The organism is Pseudomonas sp. TE24901 (assembly GCF_054058375.1).
In genome coordinates, this window is record NZ_JBSSAF010000005.1 from 422,793 (window position 1) to 446,278 (window position 23,486).

The 23,486-nt window shown below is 62.9% G+C and carries 20 protein-coding genes; 11 read left to right on the forward strand and 9 right to left on the reverse strand.

The window, feature by feature from the left end:
• The first annotated feature begins 55 nt into the window (after positions 1–55).
• Positions 56–1,642: an ABC-F family ATPase gene (locus tag ACVWVP_RS12915; protein WP_026083083.1), complete on the forward strand. Its 1,587-nt coding sequence runs from the start codon at positions 56–58 to the stop codon at positions 1,640–1,642.
• A gap of 240 nt (positions 1,643–1,882) precedes the next feature.
• Positions 1,883–3,058, forward strand: coding sequence for an MFS transporter (locus ACVWVP_RS12920; RefSeq protein WP_457406314.1), 1,176 nt, complete (start codon positions 1,883–1,885; stop codon positions 3,056–3,058).
• Here ACVWVP_RS12920 and ACVWVP_RS12925 read toward each other — a convergent pair.
• Both ACVWVP_RS12925 and ACVWVP_RS12930 read right to left on the reverse strand, forming a co-directional pair.
• Positions 3,052–4,089, reverse strand: coding sequence for an alpha/beta hydrolase family protein (locus tag ACVWVP_RS12925; RefSeq protein ID WP_176998148.1), 1,038 nt, complete (start codon positions 4,087–4,089; stop codon positions 3,052–3,054). The genes ACVWVP_RS12920 and ACVWVP_RS12925 overlap by 7 nt on opposite strands.
• Before the next feature lie 229 nt (positions 4,090–4,318).
• On the reverse strand, positions 4,319–4,930 hold the full coding sequence (locus tag ACVWVP_RS12930; protein WP_176998147.1) for an FMN-dependent NADH-azoreductase: 612 nt from the start codon (positions 4,928–4,930) through the stop codon (positions 4,319–4,321).
• A gap of 232 nt (positions 4,931–5,162) precedes the next feature.
• Here ACVWVP_RS12930 and ACVWVP_RS12935 point away from each other — a divergent pair, with 232 nt between their 5' ends.
• Complete coding sequence (locus tag ACVWVP_RS12935) at positions 5,163–6,353, forward strand: MFS transporter (RefSeq protein WP_259171297.1); 1,191 nt, start codon at positions 5,163–5,165, stop codon at positions 6,351–6,353.
• Here ACVWVP_RS12935 and ACVWVP_RS12940 read toward each other — a convergent pair.
• Complete coding sequence (locus tag ACVWVP_RS12940) at positions 6,319–7,215, reverse strand: AraC family transcriptional regulator N-terminal domain-containing protein (RefSeq protein ID WP_457406362.1); 897 nt, start codon at positions 7,213–7,215, stop codon at positions 6,319–6,321. The two genes, ACVWVP_RS12935 and ACVWVP_RS12940, sit on opposite strands and share 35 nt — an antisense overlap.
• A gap of 188 nt (positions 7,216–7,403) precedes the next feature.
• Between ACVWVP_RS12940 and ACVWVP_RS12945 the strand changes: the two genes are divergently transcribed.
• The 3 genes from ACVWVP_RS12945 to ACVWVP_RS12955 all read left to right on the forward strand — a co-directional run bounded on the left by ACVWVP_RS12945 (position 7,404) and on the right by ACVWVP_RS12955 (position 10,099).
• A complete protein-coding gene (locus tag ACVWVP_RS12945) occupies positions 7,404–8,777 on the forward strand; it encodes an NAD-dependent succinate-semialdehyde dehydrogenase (protein WP_457406318.1) in 1,374 nt (457 codons plus the stop codon).
• Positions 8,778–8,840: 63 nt separating this feature from the next.
• Entirely contained in the window at positions 8,841–9,749 is a 909-nt protein-coding gene (locus tag ACVWVP_RS12950; RefSeq protein ID WP_457406320.1) for a LysR substrate-binding domain-containing protein, read from the forward strand.
• 2 nt (positions 9,750–9,751) lie between these two features.
• Complete coding sequence (locus ACVWVP_RS12955; protein ID WP_457406322.1) at positions 9,752–10,099, forward strand: MmcQ/YjbR family DNA-binding protein; 348 nt, start codon at positions 9,752–9,754, stop codon at positions 10,097–10,099.
• Positions 10,100–10,751: 652 nt separating this feature from the next.
• On the opposite strand, the gene ACVWVP_RS12960 is transcribed toward ACVWVP_RS12955, so the two are convergent.
• Both ACVWVP_RS12960 and ACVWVP_RS12965 read right to left on the reverse strand, forming a co-directional pair.
• Positions 10,752–11,135, reverse strand: coding sequence for a DUF1294 domain-containing protein (locus ACVWVP_RS12960; RefSeq protein ID WP_176998142.1), 384 nt, complete (start codon positions 11,133–11,135; stop codon positions 10,752–10,754).
• Positions 11,132–11,962, reverse strand: coding sequence for an undecaprenyl-diphosphate phosphatase (locus ACVWVP_RS12965; protein WP_178924546.1), 831 nt, complete (start codon positions 11,960–11,962; stop codon positions 11,132–11,134). The genes ACVWVP_RS12960 and ACVWVP_RS12965 overlap by 4 nt, the downstream gene beginning before the upstream one ends.
• Positions 11,963–12,172: 210 nt before the next feature.
• Here ACVWVP_RS12965 and ACVWVP_RS12970 point away from each other — a divergent pair, with 210 nt between their 5' ends.
• The 4 genes from ACVWVP_RS12970 (at position 12,173) to ACVWVP_RS12985 (ending at position 16,193) form a co-directional block, all read left to right on the forward strand.
• Positions 12,173–13,807: a methyl-accepting chemotaxis protein gene (locus ACVWVP_RS12970; RefSeq protein ID WP_178924544.1), complete on the forward strand. Its 1,635-nt coding sequence runs from the start codon at positions 12,173–12,175 to the stop codon at positions 13,805–13,807.
• Between the two features lie 165 nt (positions 13,808–13,972).
• Entirely contained in the window at positions 13,973–14,536 is a 564-nt protein-coding gene (pnuC, locus tag ACVWVP_RS12975) for a nicotinamide riboside transporter PnuC (RefSeq protein WP_176998139.1), read from the forward strand.
• Complete coding sequence (locus ACVWVP_RS12980; protein ID WP_178924559.1) at positions 14,533–15,066, forward strand: AAA family ATPase; 534 nt, start codon at positions 14,533–14,535, stop codon at positions 15,064–15,066. Before pnuC ends, ACVWVP_RS12980 begins: the two co-directional genes overlap by 4 nt.
• A complete protein-coding gene (locus ACVWVP_RS12985) occupies positions 15,063–16,193 on the forward strand; it encodes an FAD-dependent oxidoreductase (RefSeq protein WP_457406325.1) in 1,131 nt (376 codons plus the stop codon). Before ACVWVP_RS12980 ends, ACVWVP_RS12985 begins: the two co-directional genes overlap by 4 nt.
• Here the strand turns inward: ACVWVP_RS12985 and ggt are convergent.
• On the reverse strand, positions 16,187–17,911 hold the full coding sequence (gene ggt / locus ACVWVP_RS12990) for a gamma-glutamyltransferase (RefSeq protein WP_176998137.1): 1,725 nt from the start codon (positions 17,909–17,911) through the stop codon (positions 16,187–16,189). The genes ACVWVP_RS12985 and ggt overlap by 7 nt on opposite strands.
• 159 nt (positions 17,912–18,070) lie before the next feature.
• On the opposite strand from ggt, the gene ACVWVP_RS12995 reads away from it, so the two are divergent.
• On the forward strand, positions 18,071–18,718 hold the full coding sequence (locus tag ACVWVP_RS12995; protein ID WP_457406327.1) for a TetR/AcrR family transcriptional regulator: 648 nt from the start codon (positions 18,071–18,073) through the stop codon (positions 18,716–18,718).
• Positions 18,719–18,839: 121 nt separating this feature from the next.
• On the opposite strand, the gene ACVWVP_RS13000 is transcribed toward ACVWVP_RS12995, so the two are convergent.
• From ACVWVP_RS13000 to ACVWVP_RS13010, 3 genes are all read right to left on the reverse strand, one after another.
• Positions 18,840–22,364: a molybdopterin cofactor-binding domain-containing protein gene (locus ACVWVP_RS13000; RefSeq protein ID WP_457406330.1), complete on the reverse strand. Its 3,525-nt coding sequence runs from the start codon at positions 22,362–22,364 to the stop codon at positions 18,840–18,842.
• 5 nt (positions 22,365–22,369) lie between these two features.
• A complete protein-coding gene (locus ACVWVP_RS13005) occupies positions 22,370–22,852 on the reverse strand; it encodes a (2Fe-2S)-binding protein (protein ID WP_178924536.1) in 483 nt (160 codons plus the stop codon).
• Between the two features lie 143 nt (positions 22,853–22,995).
• The gene (locus ACVWVP_RS13010) at positions 22,996–23,430 is read right to left on the reverse strand and encodes a MarR family winged helix-turn-helix transcriptional regulator (RefSeq protein WP_176998133.1); all 435 of its coding nucleotides are present in this window, start codon (positions 23,428–23,430) and stop codon (positions 22,996–22,998) included.
• Between the last annotated feature and the right edge of the window lie 56 nt (positions 23,431–23,486).

Here is a 23,486-nt window from a genome sequence, read left to right on the forward strand (position 1 = left end):
CGCATGCCTGAAGGCTCCTGCCGCCACGCTCGCAACCCATTGATAGGTAAAGTAATTGATCTCCACAGCTAACATCACCATGCAGTTCGGCGCCAAGCCGCTCTTCGAGAACGTCTCGGTCAAGTTCGGCGCTGGCAACCGTTATGGTTTGATCGGTGCCAACGGTTGCGGCAAGTCGACCTTCATGAAAATCCTCGGCGGCGACCTCGATCCGTCCGGCGGCCAGGTCATGCTGGAGCCCAATGTTCGCCTGGGTAAACTGCGTCAGGACCAGTTTGCCTACGAAGAATTCACCGTACTCGACACCGTGATCATGGGTCACGAAGAGCTGTGGAAGGTCAAGGCCGAACGCGACCGCATCTACTCGCTACCGGAAATGAGCGAAGAAGACGGCATGGCCGTGGCCGAGTTGGAAACCGAATTCGCCGAGATGGACGGCTACACCGCCGAATCCCGTGCCGGTGAATTGCTGCTGGGCCTGGGTATCCCGCTGGAACAGCACTTTGGCCCGATGAGCGAAGTGTCCCCAGGCTGGAAACTGCGCGTCTTGCTGGCCCAGGCGCTGTTCTCCGACCCGGAAGTGCTGTTGCTCGACGAACCGACCAACCACCTGGACATCAACACCATCCGCTGGCTGGAAAACATCCTGACCCAGCGCTCCAGCCTGATGATCATCATCTCTCACGACCGTCACTTCCTGAACAGCGTGTGCACCCACATGGCTGACCTGGACTACGGCGAGCTGCGCCTGTTCCCGGGCAACTACGACGAGTACATGACCGTGGCGACCCAGTCCCGCGAGCAACTGCTGTCGGACAACGCCAAGAAGAAGGCGCAGATCTCCGAGCTGCAATCCTTCGTCAGCCGCTTCTCGGCCAACGCCTCGAAAGCCAAGCAGGCCACTTCCCGCGCCAAGGCGATCGACAAGATCCAACTGGCCGAGGTCAAGCCTTCGAGCCGTGTGAGCCCGTTCATCCGTTTCGAGCAGAACAAAAAGCTGCACCGTCAGGCCGTCATGGTCGAAAAAATGGCCAAGGGCTTCGACGGCAAGCCACTGTTCAAGGACTTCAGCTTCCAGGTTGAAGCCGGCGAGCGCGTAGCGATCATCGGCCCGAACGGTATCGGCAAGACCACCCTGCTGCGCACCCTGGTCAACGAACTGACTCCGGATGCCGGTAGCGTCAAGTGGACCGACGCCGCGGAACTGGGCTACTACGCCCAAGACCACGCCCACGACTTCGAAGACGACGTGACGCTCTTCGACTGGATGGGCCAGTGGACCCAAGGCGAGCAGATGATCCGTGGCACCCTGGGCCGCATGCTGTTCTCCAACGACGAGATCCAGAAGTCGGTGAAGGTGATTTCCGGTGGTGAGCAAGGCCGCATGCTGTTCGGCAAGCTGATCCTGCAAAAGCCGAACGTGCTGATCATGGACGAACCGACCAACCACTTGGACATGGAATCCATCGAAGCGCTGAACCTGGCGCTGGAGAACTACCCGGGCACGCTGATCTTCGTCAGCCACGACCGTGAGTTCGTGTCGTCCCTGGCCACTCGCATCATCGAGTTGAGCGCCACCGGCGTGATCGACTTCAGCGGCACCTACGACGACTACCTGCGCAGCCAAGGCGTGGTGTTCTAAGCACCGCCCGCTGCACACAAAAAGCCCCGTCCATTGTGACGGGGCTTTTTATTGGCCATTTATTGGCAACACAAACCCCGTAGGAGCCCGCTTGCGGGCGATGGCGTCCGTAAGACCGCCATCGCCCGCAAGCGGGCTCCTACAGGTTCAAGGTTTGCGCGAGTTTAATCGTTAGGCAGCTTCCTTTTATTTCCGCCCCTTGCCATCATGCCCTCACCGCCCGCCCGCGAACGAGTTCCCATGCCTGCCGCCGCCCCCAGCTCCCTGTCGATCACCCTGCAGATCGTTTCTATCGTCTTCTACACCTTCATCGCCTTCATCTGCATCGGCCTGCCGATTGCGGTGATCCCGGGCTACGTCCACGAGCAACTGGGCTTCAGCGCCGTGGTCGCCGGGGTGACCATCGGCTCGCAATACCTGGCCACCCTGCTCAGCCGCCCGATGGCCGGGCGCATGTCCGACAACGTCGGCACCAAGCGCGCCATCGTGCTGGGCCTGGCGGGCATTCTGCTCAGCGGTGTGCTGACGTTCCTGGCAACGCTGGTGCAAAGCGCACCGACCTTGAGCCTGGGTATCCTGATCGTCGCCCGCCTGTTGCTCGGCGTGGCCCAAGGCCTGATCGGCGTGGGCACCATCAGTTGGTGCATGGGTGCGGTCGGCGCCGAGCACACCGCGCGCTCGATTTCCTGGAATGGCATTGCCTCCTACGGCGCCATCGCCATTGGGGCGCCGCTGGGTGTTGTGATGGTGGCCGAGTACGGCTACACCAGCCTTGGCATCGCGTTGTCGGTGCTGGCAGCCTTGGGCCTGATGCTGATCCGCAACAAGCCGTCGGTGCCGGTGGTGCGTGGCGAGCGGTTGCCGTTCTGGGCCGTGTTCGGACGTATTGCGCCGTTCGGGGCCAGCTTGTGCCTGGCCTCCATCGGCTACGGCACCCTCACCACCTTTATCACGCTGTACTACCTCAACCGTGGCTGGGCGGGCGCGGCGTACTGCCTCACGGTGTTTGGCGTGTGTTTTATCCTGTCACGGCTGGTGTTTATCTCGGCCATCAGCCGTTTTGGCGGGTTCAGGGCGGCGATTTCCTGCATGACCATCGAAACCCTGGGTCTGACCTTGCTGTGGCTGGCGCCGTCCACCGGCGTCGCGCTGATCGGCGCCGGGCTGGCAGGCTTTGGTTTGTCGCTGGTATACCCGGCGCTGGGCGTGGAAGCCATCAAGCAAGTGCCCAACAGCAGCCGGGGCGCGGGGTTGAGCGCCTATGCCGTGTTCTTCGACCTCGCCCTGGCGATTGCCGGGCCGTTGATGGGGTTTGTGGCGCTGAACCTGGGTTACGGTTGGATCTTCTTCTGCGCTGCGTTGCTGTCGGTCACGGCATTGGCCGTGACCGTGCTGCTCAAGCGCCGCGCTTACTGATCGGCCGTCTGCAACCCGGCACGGGTCGATTGACCCAGGGTGTGAATGAAGAAGCGCCCGGCCTCTGATACCAGGTCGCGGTGAATGCCTTCGCGGTCAACCCCGTCGGCATCGGTGCAGATCGCCGGCATGGCGGCCAGTTGGTCGCTGTCACACGGCGCCATGAACACGAAGTGCCCTGCCCCGGCCAGCAGTTTGAAATCTGGCGGCTCCGGCAGTTTGCGCGCCAGGGCGGCGGCGTTTTTATCCACGGCAACCAATTTGTCGCCGTCGCCGCTGTAGAGCAGCACCGGCACATGCACATCGGCCAGGGTGTGGCGGCCGAACATCAGGCTCAGCGGCGCCATCAGCATCAGTGCGTGAATGCGCGGGTCGGCTTGCGGTTGCAGGTCGTCACGGTCGACCACCAATTCGCCTTTGGTGGTGCAGGCATCTCGGTCTTCCGGGCGTTCCTGGCAATAGCGACGCAGGCGATCAAAGTCAGGCTTGGCCCCCGCCAGGATCAGCGCGGTTTCGCCACCGGCCGAATAGCCGATCACCCCCACCTGATCAACGTTGACGAAGGGTGAGAGCATCGGGTCGCCCAGGGTGGCGGTAATGGCTTCGGAAATCTGGATCGGCCGCCCGTACAGGTTGCTGACCGTGCCCAGGCGGCTGTGGTCCTTGTAGTTGTCGCCAGGATGCAGCACCGCCACCACCACAAACCCCTTGCGCGCCAGGGACGTGGCCAGGTCATGCAGGGCCAGCGGTGTACCGGTATTGCCGTGGGACAGCATCAGCATCGGGAAGCGCCCGATGGCGACCTTGGAGTCTTCAGTAGCCGCGACGTGGTAAGGGCCCAGTTGGGTGGAATGTTGATCGTCGGTGGACGGATAGAACGCGATGGCCTTCATCGGCTGCAAATCCAGCGGATCAAGGAACGTCATGCGGTGGAAGCCCACACTCCAATGCGGGTGCGGCGCTGGGGCGGCGTGCACTGAAATCAGGCCACCGAGCAAGGAAAGTACCAAAACAGCACAAAGACGCATCATGAGGATGTCCACCTTTGCTGCATTAAAACCGGCATGTCTGTTTGAAAAGTCCATGGTTCAAGGTGCTCGTACCGGGTGGTAAACCCATGACTGCATAACCTGGGCCAAAGTAGAGACAGCGGGTAAACGAAAAAACTCCGTACTCCGGTCGTGTTCAGGTGACCAGAATACAGAGTTTAGGCGCCCGGCTTCAGATTGAAACCGAGCAAAGGCGAAATTTACACAAGCCTTACGCGGCAGCGAACAATTGTTCGCTGATAAGTACGTTGGCGTCGCTCAGGGCTTTGCTGCGCACTTCATCACCGTAGGCCAGGCCTTGGGCGCGGACGAATTCGATGTCGGTGATGCCCAGGAAACCAAACACCAGCTTCAAGTACTCTTCATGGCCGACGTTGCTCGGCTGGCCAGCGTGCAGGCCACCGGCGGTGGACACGATGATCAGCTTTTTGCCACCGCACAGGCCTTCAGGGCCGGCTTCGGTGTAGCGGAAGGTCTGACCCGCCACCGCGATGCGGTCGATCCAGGCCTTGAGTTGCGAAGGCACCGAGAAGTTGTACATCGGCGCACCGATCACCACGGCGTCGGCGGCGATGAATTCGGCCAGGGACGAAGCGCTCAGTTCAGCCTCGTGCTTTTGCACGGCATCGCGCAGTTCGGCGGCAGTGCCCAGGGCGCCCAGGGTCAGACCGGAAAAGTGGCTGATACCTTCGTTTGCCAGGTCACGGTAAGTCACGCTCACACCTGGCTCTGCGGCTTGCCAGGCCTTGACCACGCCTGCGCTGAGCTGGCGGGACGCCGAGTTGTCGCCGAGGATGCTGGAATCGATGTGCAACAGTTTCATGCGGGATCTCCAAGTGAGGATCGCCACTGGGCGATCAATTGAGGTTGATCCTACACATGAACCCAATAAACGATTAGACCGCTCAAACGCGACTGTTTGTCCTGCCAGCAGGACAATCCGATTTCAGCCCTGATCCAATCCCACCGGTTTCTTGCCCAATCCTCTGCGGCGCTGGATTTCACTCGCGCCACGCGGCATTCTCGCCGCACATTTGCCAGCCACCGGGCCTGCCATGCACGCGAACTCCCCCGTCCTGACCAAGGGCCTGACCCTGCTGCTCGCCATTTGCTGCGGGTTTTCGGTTGCGACCATCTACTACAACCAGGCAATGCTGCCGTTGATTGCCACCAGCTTCGACGTCACCACCGCCCATGTCGGGCAGATCGCGATGCTCACCCAGCTCGGCTACGCCAGCGGCCTGCTGCTGTTTGTGCCGCTGGGCGACCGCATCAGCCGGCGCACGCTGATCCTGGCCGTACTGTGCCTGAACTTCATCAGCCTGCTGGCCTCGGCCTCGGCGCCATCGTTTACCTGGCTGCTGGTGGCGAGCGGGCTGCTGGGCCTGTCAGGCATCAGCGCCCAAGTGATCATCCCCGCCGCGTCCGACCTCAGCGAGCCGGCGCAAAAAGGCGCGGTCCTCGGCTTGATGGTCAGCGGGCTGTCCGCCGGTGGTCTGCTGGCGCGGACCGTCAGTGGCGTGGTCAGTGGCTGGCTGGGCTGGCGCGGCATGTTTGCCCTGGCGGCAGCCTTGGACGTGCTGCTGTTTATCGCAATCCTGACGCGCATGCCGGTGTCCATCTCCACCAGCAAACTGGCCTACGGCGCCTTGCTCAAATCATTGTGGGGCCTGGCCCGGCAGCACCCTACCCTGCGCCTGTCGGCCCTCAAAGCGGGCCTGGTGTTTGGCGCATTGAACGTGTTCTGGGGCTCGATGGCGGCACTGCTGGCCTTGCCGCCCTATGGCTTCTCCAGTGCGCAGGCGGGCTTGCTGGGTCTGTCGGCGATCGTCGGCATCCTCCTTGCCACCACCATCGGCCAACAGACCCGTCGCCACAGCCAGCTATTGGAATGGGTGGGCATCACCACCGTGCTGGTGGCCTTTGTCCTGATCTACGCCTTCGGCCCCAGCGGCTGGTGGTGGCCGATCCTCATCGCGGCGACCTTCCTCGACCTGGGCAACCGCATCAACCAACTGGCCAACCAGACCCGCGTGCTGGCGCTGGAACCTTCGGCCACCAGTCGCCTGAACACCGTATTCATGGTGGTCTACTTCATCGGCGGCGCCCTGGGCTCCGCGGCCGGCGCCTTCGCGTCGCAGCACTACGGCTGGCAGGGCCAGGCGCTGACCGGCGCGGGGTTTGCCGGGCTGGCCCTGCTGATTACCCTGCTCAGTGGGACGACACGTAAATCGATGACGTCCTAGGCGCCGGCAGTGCGTAGGTGCGCTTCATCCACTGGATCTCGTCCAAGGGCGTTCGCCCGAAGAAGCGCTTGAACTCGCGACTGAACTGCGAGGCGCTTTCATAGCCGACCCTGGCACAGGCAGCGGCGGCCGTCATGTCGCTGCGCAGCATCAACAAACGCGCCTGGTGCAGGCGCGTGGACTTGAGGTACTGCATCGGCGACGTGTCGGTGACCGTGCGAAAGTGCGCGTGAAAGCTCGGCACGCTCATCATCGCCTCACCCGCCAGCGCTTCCACATCCAGGGGCTGGTGATAGCACGCATGGATCTTGCGGATCGCCCGCGCCACCTTACCGAACTGCCCCTGGCGATTGAGCGCAGCCCGCATCGAGCCGCCCTGCTCCCCCGTGAAAATCCGGTAGTAGATTTCGCGCATCAAGGTCGGCCCCAATATCTGCGCCTCCATGGGCACGCTCATCACCTCCAGAAAACGCAGCAATGACTCACTGAGTCGCTCATCCATGGGCGAGGAATACATACCCCGGGGCTTGGCCTGCGGGAGTTCGGGGAAGTCATCCAGCGCCAGCATCAACTCGGCCGCCAGGGTGAAGTCCAGCCGCAGGTACACCGCCAGCATCGGTTCCGCTTCGCTGGCCTCGGTTTCCATGGTGAACGGCACCGGCACCGACACCACCAGGTAATGCTGGGCGTCGTAGCGGTAGATCTCTTCGCCCAGATAGCCGCTCTTGCGCCCCTGGCACACGATCACGATGCCCGGGTCGTACAGCACCGGCACGCGGTGCAGCGGTCGGTTGGAGCGTAGGAAACGCACGTCATCCAATACGGTCAGGTTATAGCCTTCAACAGGCGCCAGGGCGCCCATCAGTTCGACAATTCGCTGTGTACGGCCCACGGCGGCGGCTCCTCTGCAAAGCCACACAGTACTGCGCCAGAGGTGGCTGGCGCTACGCACTCATAGGAATAGGCAATCAGCACATTGGAATGGATATTCGCCCAGACCGCGCTTTTCCGTAGCCTGAAACAGCACTTTCAGCCCACGGAGATTCCCCCATGCTTATCGTCTACAACCCTGCAACCGGTGAAGAAATCGGCCGCGTGGCCAAGCACTCTGCGGCCGAGGTGAAGGCCGCCGTCGACCGCACCTGCGCCGCGTTCCCCGACTGGTCCGGCAAACTCGCCAAGGAGCGCAGCGACATCCTGCGCCGCTGGCACGACAGCGTGAAGGCCGACAAGGAAGCCTTCGCCGAACTGCTGTGCCGCGAAAACGGCAAATGCCTGAGCGAAGCCCGTGGCGAGATCGACTACGGCCTGGGTTTCATCGAGTGGTACGCCGAAGAAGCCAAACGCGTCTACGGCGACACCCTTCCCACCCACGACCGCAACGCCCAGGTGATGGTCACCAAGGAGGCGGTCGGCCCGGTGGCCGCCATCACGCCCTGGAACTTCCCCTTCATGATGATCACCCGCAAGGTCGCCACGGCACTGGCGGCCGGATGCACCATGGTGATCAAGCCCGCCGAGGACACGCCGCTGACCGCCCTCAAGCTGCTGGAATACGCACGCAACGCCGGCATCGGCGAAGGCGTATTGGAAGTGGTGGTGGGCGACCCCAAGGAAATCGGCCCGATCCTCACCGGCGACCCGCGTATCCGCAAGATCACCTTCACCGGCTCCACCGCCGTGGGTAAGTTACTCGCCGCGCAATGCGCCGCCACCGTCAAGAAGTTGACCCTGGAACTGGGCGGTAACGCACCCTTTATCGTGTTCGACGACGCCAACCTGGACGACGCCGTACAAGGCTTGGTGAGCGCCAAGCTGCGTAACTCTGGCCAGGTGTGCATCTCGCCCAACCGCATCTTTGTGCAGCAGGGCATCCTTGAAGCGTTCACCGAGCGCCTGAAGCAGGCGGTCGCCGCGATTGAAGTGGATCAGGGCCTGCGCGAAGGCTTTGTGGTCGGGCCACTGGTCAATCAGCTGGGTTTTGACAAGGTGGTGCGCCTGGTGGAAGACGCCAAGGCTGCCGGCGCCACCGTACTCATGGGCGGCAAGCCCCACGCCAAAGGTGGCCTGTTCTACGCGCCGACGATCATCACCGGCCTGGGGGATGACTCGCCGCTGGCCACCCAGGAGATCTTCGGCCCGGTGTTCGCCCTCTATTCTTTCAACGAGGAAGAAGAAGTGATCGAGCGTGCCAACAGCACCGAGTTCGGCCTGGTGGCCTACGCCTACACCTGCGCGCTGGGCCGTTCATTGCGCCTGTCTCGCCGGCTCGAAGCGGGCATGGTGATTCTGAACTCGGGCTCCGTGGGCACCGCCTCGATTCCGTTCGGCGGCATCAAGCAGTCCGGTTATGGCCGCGAAGGCAGCTATTACGGGATCGAAGAGTACGTGCACGTGAAGTATGTGTTGATGGCCGGCATGTAGGGGCTGGATTTGCCCGTGCCACACGCGGATAGTTCGTCCCACTGACAGGACACTGGGTTGATCATGCAAGACCTCAACGACCTCTACTATTTCGCCAAAGTCGTGGAAGCCGGTGGCTTTGCCGCTGCCGGCCGCCTGCTGGGCATTCCCAAATCGCGGTTGTCGCGGCGCATTGCCGAACTGGAAGAACGCCTGGGCGCCCGCCTGCTGCAACGCACCACCCGTCAACTCACCCTCACGGCCGTCGGCGAACGCTACCTGCGCCACTGCCAGGCGATGTTGCTGGAAGCGGAGATGGCCGACGAGGCCGTGGCCAGCATGTCCAGCGAGCCCCGTGGACGGTTGCGGGTCAGTTGCCCGGTGGGTATGGCCCAGCACATGTTGCCGGAAATGGTCGCGGGTTTTCTCGCCGCCCACCCGCTGGTGCAACTGGAAATGACCCTGGTCAACCGCCGCGTCGACCTGGTCGCCGAAGGCATCGACGTGGCTCTGCGGGTTCGCGAGCTGGGCGATGAAGACCCATTGCTGGTGACCAAGCGCCTGCGCCAGGCCCAGACCTTATTGGTCGCCAGCCCCGCGTTTCTAAAGGGACGGCAGATCAACACCCTGGAAGATCTCAAGCAACTGCCGGTGCTCGGCGCGCTGGAGGCCGACCGCCTGGTTCACCTGCGCCTGATCGACCCCCAAGGCAATGCCGAGGACTTGTCGATGGAGGCGCGCCTGGGCATCGACGACTTTATCGTGCGCAAGGCCTGCGCCCTCAAGGGCCTGGGGTTTACCGTGTTGCCGATGATGTACTGCGAAGAAGAATTGGCCAGCGGCGCGTTGGTACAACTGCTGCCCGAATGGTCGTCGCCGGGCGGCTGGCTGCAGGCGGTGTACCCACATCGCCGTGGCGTGCTGCCGGCCATTCGCGCGTGGATCGATTACCTGGAAGAGGCCTTCAAGGGCTGTGGAGATCGCTTGTTATGATAATGACCGAGGCCCAAGTCGCGGCGTTCTGCCTGAGTTTGCCCGGTGCTCGGGAGGACTATAAATGGGGCGGTGTGCGGGTGTTTTCGATTGCTGGCAACAAGATGTTTGCCTTGCAGAACTTGCGGGGGGAGTCGTTGGCGTTCAAGGTGGACAAGGAGTTGTTTCTTGGGCATGTCGACCGGCCGGGGATTCATCCGGCGCCTTATTTGGCGCGGGCGCAGTGGGTGATTATGAATACGCCGTATCCGCTGGGGGCTGAGGAGTTGCGGGGGCTGTTGCAGCGGTCTCATCAGTTGGTGGTGAGTAAGTTGCCCAAGCGGACGCAGGTGGGGTTGCGCCTGGAGTGAGGGGGGGCTGACAGGCGATGGTTTTCCAACTGCCGCCCTGTGATCAAACATGTGGGAGCTGGCTTGCCTGCGATGGCGGTCTCACGAGGTACATATCCATTTCTTCGGTAACGGCGGCTTATGGTTCCGCTTTTACAGCGGCTCACTTTTGAAAAGCCCAAAAGTAAGCAAAAGGCTCTTGCCCCAACACTCGGCACCTCGCCTAGGCTCGGTGTGCCCGTAATCCGACAGTGATTTGGGGGGCCGCCGCCACGCGCCATCCATGGCGCGGGGCGGCTAAGCCGGCGTCCTGCCGGCTTACCCCCCAAATCCCTGTCAGATTCCGGCCAGCGTGTTTGACGGGGCGCCTAAGATCAAAATCAAGATCAAAAGCAAGAGCACAGCGGCCTGACAGCCGGCTTGAGTGGTGTGGAGCAAAGGCAAAGGCAAACGCGGTCCACTGTAGGAGCCGGCTTGCCGGCGATGCTCATCAACGATGACGCGAGCCCTCACTGTGGGAGCTGGCTTGCCTGCGATGGCATCAACCGGGTATGCCTGATTCACCGAGGTGCCTGCATCGCCGGCAAGCCAGCTCCTACAGGTATCTGCTTTAGATCCAACCACTCATCAAGAGCGGCTCGCTTCGCATCGTGGTTACGCTTGGGTGTTATGCCTAGAGGACTGACAGCAGCGTGCCGCCCAGGAACAGTTGGTCCAGCCAGAACACTTGGTGCAACAGCACGATCACCCAGAACAGCACTTGGTAAGACACTTTACGCGTCTTGTGCCGGAAGACTTGCTGGGCGAGCAGCGCGCCCGGCCAGCCGCCTGCCAGTTCGACGGCGTGCAGGATGTTTTCCGGGGTGCGGCGGCCTTCGGTCTGGGCCTTGCGCTTGTCGTTCCAGTACATCAGGAACGCCACCACGCTGACCACGCCGTAGGCCGCGAGCGGGATCAGCGTTTCGCCGCGATGCCAGAGCAAGGCTGAGCCCAGCAGCGGCGCGGCGCACAGCAGCACGAAGATCAGCGCCTTCAGGCGTGGGTGCTGGATGTTCATGGCTTGACCGCTGTCCAGTCGATCCAGCCGAACTGCCAGGTGGCCAGGATCACCAGGCCGAACGCGATGCGGTACCAGGCAAAGGCCGCGTAGCTGTGGCTGGCGATGAACTTGAGCAAGGCCTTGACGGCGATCATTGCGAAGATGAACGAGGTGACAAAACCAATGGCGAACACCGGCAGGTCATCGGGCTGGAACAGGTGGCGGTACTTGTAGCCCGAATACACGGCGGCACCGACCATGGTCGGCATGGCCAGGAAGAACGAGAACTCGGTGGCGGTCTTGCGCGACAGGCCGAACAGCAGGCCACCAATGATGGTCGCACCGGAACGCGAGGTGCCCGGGATCATGGCCAGGCACTGGGCAAAGCCCACCTTGACCGCGTCTTTCCAGGTGATGTCGTCCACGGTTTCGGCGTGTACCGCATGCTGGCGGCGCTCGGCCCACAGCATGATCACGCCGCCGACGACCAGCGCCGTTGCCACGGTGATCGGGTTGAACAGGTAGTGCTTGATCAGGTCGGCAAAAATCACCCCCAGTACCACCGCCGGCAGTACCGCGATGATCAGGTTGACCGTGAAGCGCTGGGCAGTGCGCTGGGTCGGCAAGCCGGTGACCACGTCGAAGATCTTGCGCCGGAACTCCCAGACTACGGCGAGGATCGCGCCCAGCTGGATGATGATATTGAACGCTTCGAAGCGTTCGCCGCCGAAGCCGATCAGGTCGGCGACGATGATCTGGTGGCCGGTGCTGGAGATCGGCAGGAACTCGGTCAGCCCTTCCACAACGCCCAGTATCAATGCCTGTATGGCGGTCCAAATGTCCATGTTTCTCCCAAAGGTGGTGCGTATTTCTAATGATTCAAAGAGGCGAGCGCTTCTTCAGGCGCGGCGTTGATAATCAACGCCGGCGTGCAAAAATTGCGTGAAAAATCAGGCGGTACTCAGGTTTTCCGATTGCAGGCCGAAAGCCTATCAGACAAGCCGGAAATGTCGATGCAGCACCCACAATTATAAAAAGCACGGAGTGACAGGACCATGAACAGTTTGCGCAGCATGTCGATCAGCCGTCGTCTCTGGCTGATCCTGATCGTCGCCGTGTTGATGCTGTTGACCCTGGGCCTGCTGATGCTCAAGCAGATCCACGGCGACCTCTACCAGGCCAAGCGCCAGCAGACCCAGCACGTGGTGCAGACGGCCAGCGGCGTCCTCGCCTATTACCAGAACCTCGAAAAGACGGGCGTGCTCACCCGCGAAGCCGCGCAGAAACAGGCGTTGAGCGCCGTGCGCGGCCTGCGCTACGACCACGACGACTACTTTTGGATCAACGACCTCACCCCCGTGATGATCATGCACGCCGCCAACCCCAAGCTGGACGGCCAGAACCTCTCGGCCATCCGCGACCCGGACGGGTTTGCGGTGTTCAACGAGTTCGTGATCCTGGCCAAGGCCAAGGGCGCCGGCATCGTCAACTACCGCTGGCCGAAGCCGGGCGCCGAAGCGCCGGTGGAGAAAACCTCGTACATCCAGCTGTTCGAACCCTGGGGTTGGATCATCGGCTCTGGCGTGTACGTGGACGACGTGCAGGCCGAGTTCAAGGGCCAGGTGTGGAAAGCCTCACTGATTGGCCTGGGCATTGCGCTGGTCATGGCCTTGCTGGTGACAGTGATCGCCCGCAGTATCGTCAACCCGTTGCAGGCGGCGGTCAATGCCATGGGCAATATCGCCAGCGGCGAAAGCGACCTGACCCGCAGCCTGGACACCCACGGCAATGATGAGGTGACCCAGCTGTCCCGGCACTTCAACAGCTTCACCGCCAAGCTGCGCCAGGTGGTGGGCCAATTGCAGGTGTGCGCCAACGCCCTCGGGCAGTCCTCCACCGAGCTGGGCACCAACGCCAGCCAGGCCCACGACCGCAGCCAGCAGCAGTCGCAGCAGATGGAACTGGTGGCCACGGCCATCAATGAAGTGACCTACGGCGTGCAGGACGTGGCAAAAAACGCCGAGCACGCCGCCAGCGAAATGCGTGACGCCCAGGCCCAGGCGCAGCAAGGCCAGGTGAACATCGACGGCAGCCTGCAGCAGATCGACCAGCTCTCGGGCACCATCAGCCAGGCCGTAGAGGTGATCCGCACCCTGTCCAGCGAAAGCACACAGATTGGCGGCGTACTCGAAGTGATCCGCTCCATCGCCGACCAGACCAACCTGCTGGCCCTCAACGCCGCCATCGAAGCGGCTCGCGCCGGCGAGCAAGGCCGGGGGTTTGCGGTGGTGGCCGATGAAGTACGCCTGTTGGCCCAGCGCACGCAAAAGTCCACCGCCGAGATCCAGGTGATGATCGAGCGCCTGCAGGGCCACTCGGAAGCGGCGGTCAAGGTGATCAGCGACAGCCACAGCGCGTCGCAACTGACCATCGAACAAGCCGGCCAGGCCGGGGCCAGCCTCAATGCCATCGGCCAGGCGCTGCGTAATCTCAACGGACTGAATGCCTCGATCGCCAGCGCCACCTTGCAACAGGCCCACGTGGTCGAAGACATCAACCAGAACGTCACCCAGGCGGCGGGCCTGTCCCACAGCACCGCGTTGGCGGCAGAACAATCGAGCGTCGCCAGCGCGCACCTGCGCGGCCTCAGCGAACAACTCGATGGCCTGCTGCGCCAATTCAAAATCTAATCTGCAGTGAGCGGGCTTGCCCGCGCTGGGCTGCGTAGCGGCCCCAAAAAAATGGGAGCGCTACGCACTCCAGCGCGGGCAAGCCCGCTCACTACAAAGCCAATGCCTAAGCCTATCTTCTTTGGTTACAATCAGCGCCCTCTTCGTCTCCCCTAAGGAACCGCCATGTCCGGGCTTGAACTGTTCGCCGCCGCCCTGGGGGTGATCGCTGTCTGGCTGACGGTCAAACAGAACCCCTGGTGCTGGCCTATCGGCCTGGTGATGGTGCTGCTCTACACCTGGATATTCTTCGACGTAAAACTCTATTCCGACATGCTGCTGCAAGTGGTCTATGCCGCGCTGCAGGTTTACGGCTGGTGGCAGTGGACCCGCGCCGGCGAGGTCAAGCAGGGTCGCCAGGTGACCAGCCTCGGCTGGCCGGCGATCATGACCAGCCTGGCCGTGGGTGCGGCCGGCAGCCTGTTGTTGGGCGCGGCCATGGCCCACTGGACCGACGCCGCTCAGCCCTGGCTCGACGCCGCTCTCACCGGTTTCAGCCTGGTCGCGCAGATGTGGATGGCGCAGAAACGCGTGCAATGCTGGCCGCTGTGGATCGCGGTGGATGTGATTTTCGTCGGCCTGTTCCTCTACAAAGGCCTGTACCTCACGGCCGCGCTCTACGCGCTGTTCACCGTGATCGCCGTGCAGGGCTGGCGTGAATGGCGCGCCGACCCGGCGCTGCGCGCATGAAGGTGGTGGTACTGGCCGGCCCCGAGTCCAGTGGTAAAAGCTGGCTGGCGGCGGAACTGCAAGCGCATTTTGGCGGCGTGATGGTCGGCGAATACGTGCGCCACTTCATCGACCAGCATCAGCGCGACACCACCCTGGCCGACATCCCTGACATCGCCCACGGCCAACTGGCCTGGGAAGATGCCGCCCGCGCCAGGCAGCCCGGCCTGCTGATCCTCGACACGCACTTGCTGACCAACAAGCTGTGGAGCCAGACCCTGTTCGGTGACTACCCGAGCTGGCTCGACAGTGAGCTGCTGGCGCGGCACTACGACCTGCACCTGGTGCTGTCCCCCGAAGACGTAGAGTGGACCGCCGACGGCCAGCGCTGCCAACCGGAGCTGGCGGACCGCCAGGCGTTTTTCCAGGGCAGCCTGGACTGGATCGAGCAGCATCAGCAGCCAGCGCTGGTCATTCGCGGCAGCTGGGAAGCGCGTCGCGCCACTGCGTTCAAAGCCGTTGAACAACTCCTTGCCGAGGCGCCTGCATGACTCACCCACTGCGTATCGCCATCGTCGGCGGCGGCCCTGGCGGCCTGACCCTGGCGCGTATCCTCAGCCGTCACGGTGTGGCCGTCTGCGTATTCGAACGTGAAAGCGGGCCGCTGGAGCGCCCGCAAGGTGGCACGCTGGATCTGCACGTGGAGTCCGGCCAGTTCGCGTTGCAACAAGCCGGCCTGGACGATGCCTTCAAGCGCATCGCCCGCTATGAAGACCAGGGATCACGGCTGATGGACCATCACGGCCAACTGCTGTTTGAAGACCCGAACCCCGAGGCGGGAGACCGCCCGGAAGTCGACCGCACGCAATTGCGCCAGATCCTGCTGGATTCCCTGCCCGAGGGTTGCGTGAAGTGGGGCGTGAGCATCAACCATGCCAGCCAGGGCGATGACCAACGCTGGACGCTGCATCAAGGCGACCGCCATCACGGGCCTTTTGACTTGGTGGTGGGTGCCGACGGGGCCTGGTCGAAAATCCGCCCGTTGTTGTCGCCTTATCAGCCGCAGTACAGCGGGTTGACCTTTATTGAATTCAACATCGATGACGCCGACCTGAGGCACCCACTCGCCGCCCGCCTGGTCGGTCGCGGCACGCTGCAGGTGGCCGGCGAAGCTCGCTCGATCATCGTGCAACGCAATGCCAACGCGCACCTGCGCGGCTATGCGATCTTCCGCGTACCTACGGATTGGGCGGCAAACACAATTGATTTGTCCCACGCGCCTTCGCTGAAAACCCAATTCCAAGGCTGGCACCCAGACGTGCTGGCGCTGTTTGACGCCGCCAGCCCCACCCTGCTCGTCCGTCACATCCACGCCCTGCCCGTCGGCCATCGCTGGGCTCATCGGCCCGGGTTGACGTTGATCGGGGATGCGGCGCACTTGATGTCGCCGTTTGGCGGCGAAGGGGTGAATGCTGCGATGCTCGATGCTGCCGAACTGGCGCAGCACCTGCTGGAGACACCTGACGGCTCGAAAGCCGTGCAGGCGTATGAAAACCACATGTTCGAACGGGTGATGCCGGCAGCCCAGGGCAGCGCCGAGGGCGCTGCCCTGCAGCTATCCCATGACAGCGTGGCGCTGTCCCTGGCCCACCTGCATCAACACCTCACGCCTCAGTAACCCAGGGACAAACCGGTGTTGCGACGCGGGTCGTTGGCGCCGTAAAAACGGTTGTTACCCACCGGCTTGCCACCCAGGGACGGTGCGCCCACCAGGATCGCGGCCAAGTGGTTGGCGTCCTGCGGGCCGGCGAACTTGTGGCCCCAGCTTTCGAGGATCTTCTGGGTGTCCGGGCTGACCGCGAAGGTTTCCAGGTTGGTGGTTTCAGGCATCCACTGCTGGTGGAAACGCGGCGCGTCCACGGCTTCCTGGATGTTCATCTTGTAGTCGATGACATTGAGGATGGTCAGCAAAGTGGCTGTGATGATGCGGCTGCCACCCGGCGTACCCACCACCATCACGGCCTTGCCGTCCTTGGTCACGATGGTCGGGCTCATCGACGACAGCGGCGCCTTGCCCGGGGCGATGGCGTTGGCTTCGCCCTGGACCAGGCCGTACATGTTCGGCACGCCGACCTTGACGGTGAAGTCGTCCATTTCATCGTTGAGGATCACGCCGGTCTTGCTCGCCATCACGCCTGCACCGAACCAGTCGTTGAGGGTGTAGGTGACCGAGACCGCATTGCCCCACTTGTCGACGATGGAATAGTGGGTGGTGTTGTTGCCTTCATGGGGCGACACGCCGGGCTTGATGGCTTGGGAATCGCCGGCCTTCTGCGGTTCGATGGCGGCGCGCAGCTTGGCGGCGTAGTCCTTGTCCAGCAGGTGGGCAATCGGGTTCTTCACGAAGTCCGGGTCGCCGAGGTAGCTGTTACGGTCCACGTAGGCGTGGCGCATCGCTTCGATCTGGTAGTGCAGGCCTTGGGCCGAGTGGTAGCCCAGGTCGGCCATCGGGTAGCCTTCGAGGATGTTCATGATCTGGCAGATCACTACGCCACCGGAGCTCGGAGGCGGCGCCGAAACCACGTGGTAGCCACGGTAATCACACTCGATGGGCGCCAGCTCACGGGTTTTGTACTTGTCCAGGTCAGCCTGGGTGATGATGCCTTTGCCGGCTTGGCTGGAATCCACCAGCGCCTTCGCTACCCAGCCTTTATAGAAGCCATCAGTGCCCTTGGCGGAGATTTCCTTGAGGGTCTTGGCCAGGTCTTTCTGCACCAGCTTCTGGCCCACCTGCATCGGTTGGCCGTTGTGCAGGAAGATCCCGCGCATGTCCTTGTCTTTTTCGAACTCGCCGGTGGCGGTGTGCAGCAGGTCGATATCACCCTGCTCCAGGGCGAAGCCGTTTTCCGCCAGCTTGATCGCCGGGGCAATCACCTGGGCGCGCTTGAGGGTGCCGTATTTGCTCAGGGCCAGTTCCATGCCGGACACGGTGCCAGGCACGCCCACGGCCAAATGGCCCTTGGCGCTCAGGCCGTCAATGACCTTGCCGTCCTTGTCCAGGTACATGTCGGCAGTCGCCGCCAGCGGGGCTTTTTCGCGGAAGTCGAGGAAGGTCTTGCGCCCGTCGGCCAGTTGCACGGTCATGAACCCGCCACCGCCCAGGTTACCCGCCGCCGGGTACACCACGGCCAGCGCATAGCCCACGGCGACGGCCGCATCCACCGCGTTGCCGCCGGCCTTGAGCACGTCCACACCCACATGAGTGGCCAAATGCTGGGCAGTCACCACCATGCCATTTTCACCGGCCACCGGGGCCTGGGAAGCGGCTTGCACACCACTGACCGTCAACACCAGGGCAGTGGCAATCAAGGTACGGCTGAAGGGTTGGTATTTCATCCATGGCTACTCTATTTATTGAGGTGCACCAAAATAGCCCGTTCAGGATCCAATCCCCAGCGCAATGGCGTTTTTATTACAGAACTTGTCGGTCACAGAACGGCCGAAAAAATGCCCATGCTATATTTCGCGCCCTGACTGTCGCGCAAGGCGCTCCCCATGGTGATCAAGAAGACCGGCATTCGTGCCCAACAGGCGGACCAGACACGTGCACGCATCCTGCAGGCGGCAGTCAAGGTGTTCGCCCGCGACGGGTATTCCGGCGGCCGTGTCGACAGCATTTCCAAGGCGGCCGACTCCAACGATCGCATGCTGTATTACTATTTCGGCAGCAAGGAACACCTGTTCGTCTGCGTGCTGGAACACATCTACGAGCAGTTCAACAAAGCCGAAAGCAAGCTCAAGCTCGACCTCAATGCGCCAGTGCAGGCCTTGCGTGATCTGGTGGGGTTTATCTGGAACTACTACGTCAAGCACCCGGAATTCGTGGCGATCCTGAGCATCGAGAACCTGCACCAGGGCAAACATGCGCAGCAGTCCGGCGAGATGCGTCGGTTGTCAGGTGAGGCGGTTGGCGTGTTGCGGCCGATCATCGAGGCCGGCCAGGCGCAAGGTCTATTTCGCCAGGACGTGGACCTCAAGCACGTGTATCTGATGATTGCCTCGCTCTGCTACTTCTATAACTCCAACCGCCACACCCTCAGCTCGTTCCTCGGTGAGGACCTGACCGACAAGGGGCAGCAGCAGGATTGGCTGGCCTTCATCACCGACCTCGTGCTGCGCGGCGTCACCCCGATTTCCCTGTAGAAACCGAATCCAAATGTGGGAGCGGGCTTGCTCGCGAATGCGGTGTATCAGTCTCTGGAGCTGTTGACTGAACCGCCGCATTCGCGAGCAAGCCCGCTCCCACAGTATTAACCGCGGCGTGTCAGTGAGTGCCGGGATTGGCCCGCAGGTGCGCCACCTTCTGCTCCAACCCCTGCCACTGCGGCGCATTCGGCGCAAATTGCCCACGCAGGTACGCCGCCAGATCCGCCACCTGGCTGTTGGACAAGCTGTCCTTGAACCCCGGCATGTACCCCAGGTCCTTGGTCGCCGGGTTGCTGATGCCTTGCAGGATCACCTTGATCAAGTTGTCCGGCTGGTCGCTGTGCACGTTGGTGTTGGTGGCCAGTGACGGGCTCACCCCAAACAGTTTCGGCCCCAGGCCATCGGCGTGACAGGCCTTGCACGAACCTTCGAAAATGCGTCGGCCGCTGGGATTGGGCACAACCACCGCGGCGGCTTGCGCCTGGGCTGTCGCTTCGCCATTGAGCGACGCCAGATACACCGCCATCGCCCGGATATCCGCCTTGGGCAGTTTCGACAACTCACTCACCACCGGCCCCATCGGCCCGGCCGCCACGCCATGGGCGTCCGAGTACCCCGTACTCAGGTACGTGAACAACTGATCCTCGGTCCACGGCGTCGGCGCCTTGGACAACCCGGTCAAGGCCGGCGCCTCCCACCCATCGACCATGCCACCGGCAAGGAACGCCTTGCCGCCCTTCTCCGCGCCCATCAGGTTGCGCGGCGAGTGGCATGCCGCGCAGTGCCCCAGGCCATTGACCAGGTAATTGCCGCGATTCCATTGCTCACCGCGCTCCGGCTGCACGGTGATTTCGCCGCGCCTTAAATTCAACGCGTTCCACCCTGCCATCAACGGCCGGATATTGAACGGGAAGCGCATGGCATTCGGCGTCGGCGCCTGACTCACCGGTGCCTGGCTCATGAGGTAGGCATACAGCGCCTGCATGTCGGCATCGTTGATGTTGCGAAACGCCGTGTAGGGAAACGCCGGGTACAGGTTGCGCCCATCGCGGCCAATGCCGTCACGCATGGCCCGCTCGAAGGCCGGGTACGACCAGGCACCAATACCGGTCTTTACGTCCGGGGTGATATTGCTGCTGTAAAGCGTGCCAAACGGCGTTTCCATCGCCAGCCCGCCCGCATTGGTCGCACCACCCGGCGCCGTGTGGCACACCGCGCAATCGCCAACGGCGGCGAGCAAGCGGCCGCGTTCCAGGGTGGCCTTGGACCAGGTGCCGGCAGCGGGCGGGGCAATCGGCGCGATCTCACTGTGAAAGGGCCAGGCCGTGGCCGCCAAGGCGCCCAAGGTGGCGAACAGCGCCCCAAACCACCACTTCTTGCGTTTCTCCGGCGACTTGGCCGGTTCGCCCAACGTGCCGGCATTCAGCGCCGCCAATACCCGTTCCGGGGTGATCGGCAACTCACGAAAACGAATGCCGGTGGCGTCATAGATCGCATTGGCAATCGCCGCCGCACTGGGCACCGACGCCGATTCGCCCGCGCCCATGGGCGGCTGGTCCTGGCGCGGCATCATCAGCACGTCGATCTTCGGCACTTCCGGAAAGGTCAGGATCGGGTAACCGCCCCACTCCTTACTCGCCACCGTCGACTCTTCAAAGGTCACCCGTTCCTTCAGCACGCGGCTGGTGGACTGGATCACATTGCCGTGGATCTGATGCTGCACCCCAGCCGGGTTGATCATCATCCCCGAGTCATGCCCGATCACCACCCGCGTCACCGACACGTCGCCGGTGTGCTTGTCGATGGCCACATCCGCCACCCAGGCCGCCCACGCCGCGCCAAACCCCGGGAACTTGCTGTGAATGTAGCGCGCATAGGCAAAGCCGCGACCGCGCAGCAGGTGGTCCTCGTTGGCGGTTTGCATCGGCGCGGTGCGCGGCGACCAGTTCGCACGCTCGGCGGTGGATTTCACCAGGTCGATGGCGCGCTCGTCCTTCAGATAGCGCAGGCGGTACTCCACCGGGTCGACGCCGGCGGCAAAGGCCAGTTCGTCGATATAGGATTCATGGGCAAAGGTATTGGGCAATGCCGACACCCCGCGCATCCACGACGCGCGCACGATGGGCGCCATGTCGTTGATGGTCACGCGCATGTTGTCGATGTCGTAGGGCGGGATCGAGGTGCGGTCGCCCATCTCGAACATCGCGGCCACCGGCTCTACCCGACCGGTCAGCAGCAACGCCAGGGTCGGCGCGCCGTTGGAGGGGTAGCTGGTTTCGAAGTCGTAGGCGGCGATGCTGCCATCAGCATTCAGCCCGCCGTCCACCTCCATCAATTGCGCCGTGCCCTTGGGCTCCCACAGGTGTTCCTGTTCGCGGGTCAGTTGCACGCGCACCGGTTTGCCGACGGCACGGGACAACAACAAGGCATCGGCGCACACATCATCGGCGCAGTTGCGCCCATAGCAGCCGGCCGCTTCCATGCGGATCACGTCGATCAGCCCTTCCTCGCACTCCAGCAACCACGCCAGGTCGGCGCGCAACAGGTGCGGGTTCTGACTGCCCGACCATACCCGACTGCCCGCCGGCGAATAGTCCGCCACGCCGCAAGAGGGCCCGATCGAGCCGTGCATCTGATAGGGCCACAGGTAACTGCGCGGCATGCGCTGGCTGGCGCCGGCCAGTGCCTCGTCGACATTGCCCTGATCGAGCACCGTGCGGCGGACCCGTGGGTTGTCGCGGATCGCCTGCTCCACGTCGCTCATGTCCGGCAAGGCGTGGCTCCAGGGCTTCCAGTGCACCTGCAGTTCATGGGCCGCCTTGATCGCCTGCTCTTCACGCAAGGCCACCACGCCGACAAAGTCGCGGATCACCACCACGGCGACGATACCCTGAATATGCGCGATGGAGGCCTCGTCCACGCTCAGCAGGCTATTGCCGACAAACGCCCCGCAATCAAGCCCCGCATACGGCGGGCGCACCACCCTGCCGTGGAGCATGCCGGGCACGCGCATGTCGTGCACATAGGTCAGCTCGCCGGTGGCCTTGCCGGGGATGTCCACTCGCGCAGCGCCCTTGCCGACCAAGTGGTAATCCTCGATGGCCTTGAGTGGCGCATCACCGCTGATACGCAGTTGATCGTGCTGGCCGCTGACCAACTCGCCATAGGTGGTGGTGCGTCCGTCTGCGGCGTGGATCACACCGGCTCCAACCTTGAGACTGCCCGTGCTCACGCCCCAGCGCCCTGCCGCCCGTGCCAATAGAAAACGCCGCGCTTCGGCTGCGGCGTTGCGCAACGGGATGGCGGAAATCTGCAAGGTCGCACTGGCAATAGTTGCCCCCTGGTTGGGCACGCGCTCAGTGTCGCCGAGCACCATCTTGACCTGCTCCAGCGCCAGGTCGAGTTCTTCGGCAACGATTTGCGCCAGCGACGTACGAATACCGGTGCCCAGGTCCACATGACCGTTGAAGGCATAGACCAGGCCGTCATCGTTCACGGCGATAAACAGCCCCAGTTCCTTGGGCTTCACCGTCGGCGTGCCGCCCTTGGCCACCGGCCCCGACGGCGGCAACACGTCATCGACGATCAACAACACACCGGCCTTAGCCAGCCACTGGTCACGGGAAAGGGTCGTGTCGGTCATGCTCATCAATCCACCGTCATGAGGCGAGCGGCACGCAGCACCGCACGCAGGATTTCGATATGGGTGCCGCAGCGGCAGAGGTTGCCCGAGAGTTCATTGCGCACCTCGGCCTCGCTGGGGTTGGGGTTGCGGTCGAGCAAGGCCTTGGCGGTCATGATCATGCCGTTGAGGCAGTAGCCGCATTGCGCGGCCTGCTCGTCGATAAAGGCCTGCTGCACCGGGTGCGGCGCGTGGCGTGTGCCCAAGCCTTCCAAGGTGACGATCTGGCGGCCCACCGCGCCCGACAACGGGAATACGCAAGCCCGTGCGGCTACGCCGTCGATGATCACGGTGCAGGCACCGCACTCGCCCAGGCCGCAGCCGTACTTGGGGCCGTTGAGTTCCAGGTCATTGCGCAGCACCAGTAACAGCGGGGTATCCGCCATGGCGCTGACTTCGCTTGTTTGGCCGTTGACCTCAAGCGCTACCGTGATGTGCTGGCTGATCATTCGCTTCGCCTGTGCCAATTGGTGAAGTGGTCACTACACGAAACAGCCAAAAAAAAGCGTCGCGGACCTGGGGCCTCGCGACACACTTGGCTGGTGAAGTGGCTACTACATCAACTCAGAGCAAAAACGGTGCCAGTACCGGCTTATTCCTGCGGATCGTCGATCATTTTGCGCAGCAGGAACAGCATCGCCACGCGTTCGGCGGGGTTGAGATTGCTTAGGGTCAGTTCGCTGATCTGCGCGGCACGCGGCGCGGTCTGGCCCACCAGTTCGGCGCCGGACGCCGACAAGTCCACCACCACCTTGCGCTTGTCCTGGGGGTCAGGCTCCAGGGTAATCAGCTCCTTGGCCTTGAGCCGCTCGACGATGCCGCGAATGGTCGCCTGGTCGACGGCGGTGGCCTTGACCAGCTCGGTCAGCGAACTTGCACCGTGATCGCGCAGGGCACACAGGGTGACGAACTGCACGGCGGTGAGCTGGGAGTCACCGACATTCTGCTGGAAAATCGCCAGGTGGCGCTGGTAGGCCTTGCGCAGCAGGTGGCCAACTTGCTCGGAAAAGACATAGGAATCAGGCACGGCGGGCTCGGAAGGTAGCGGGCGATGGGGAGGCATATTACCTCATACACCTGCCA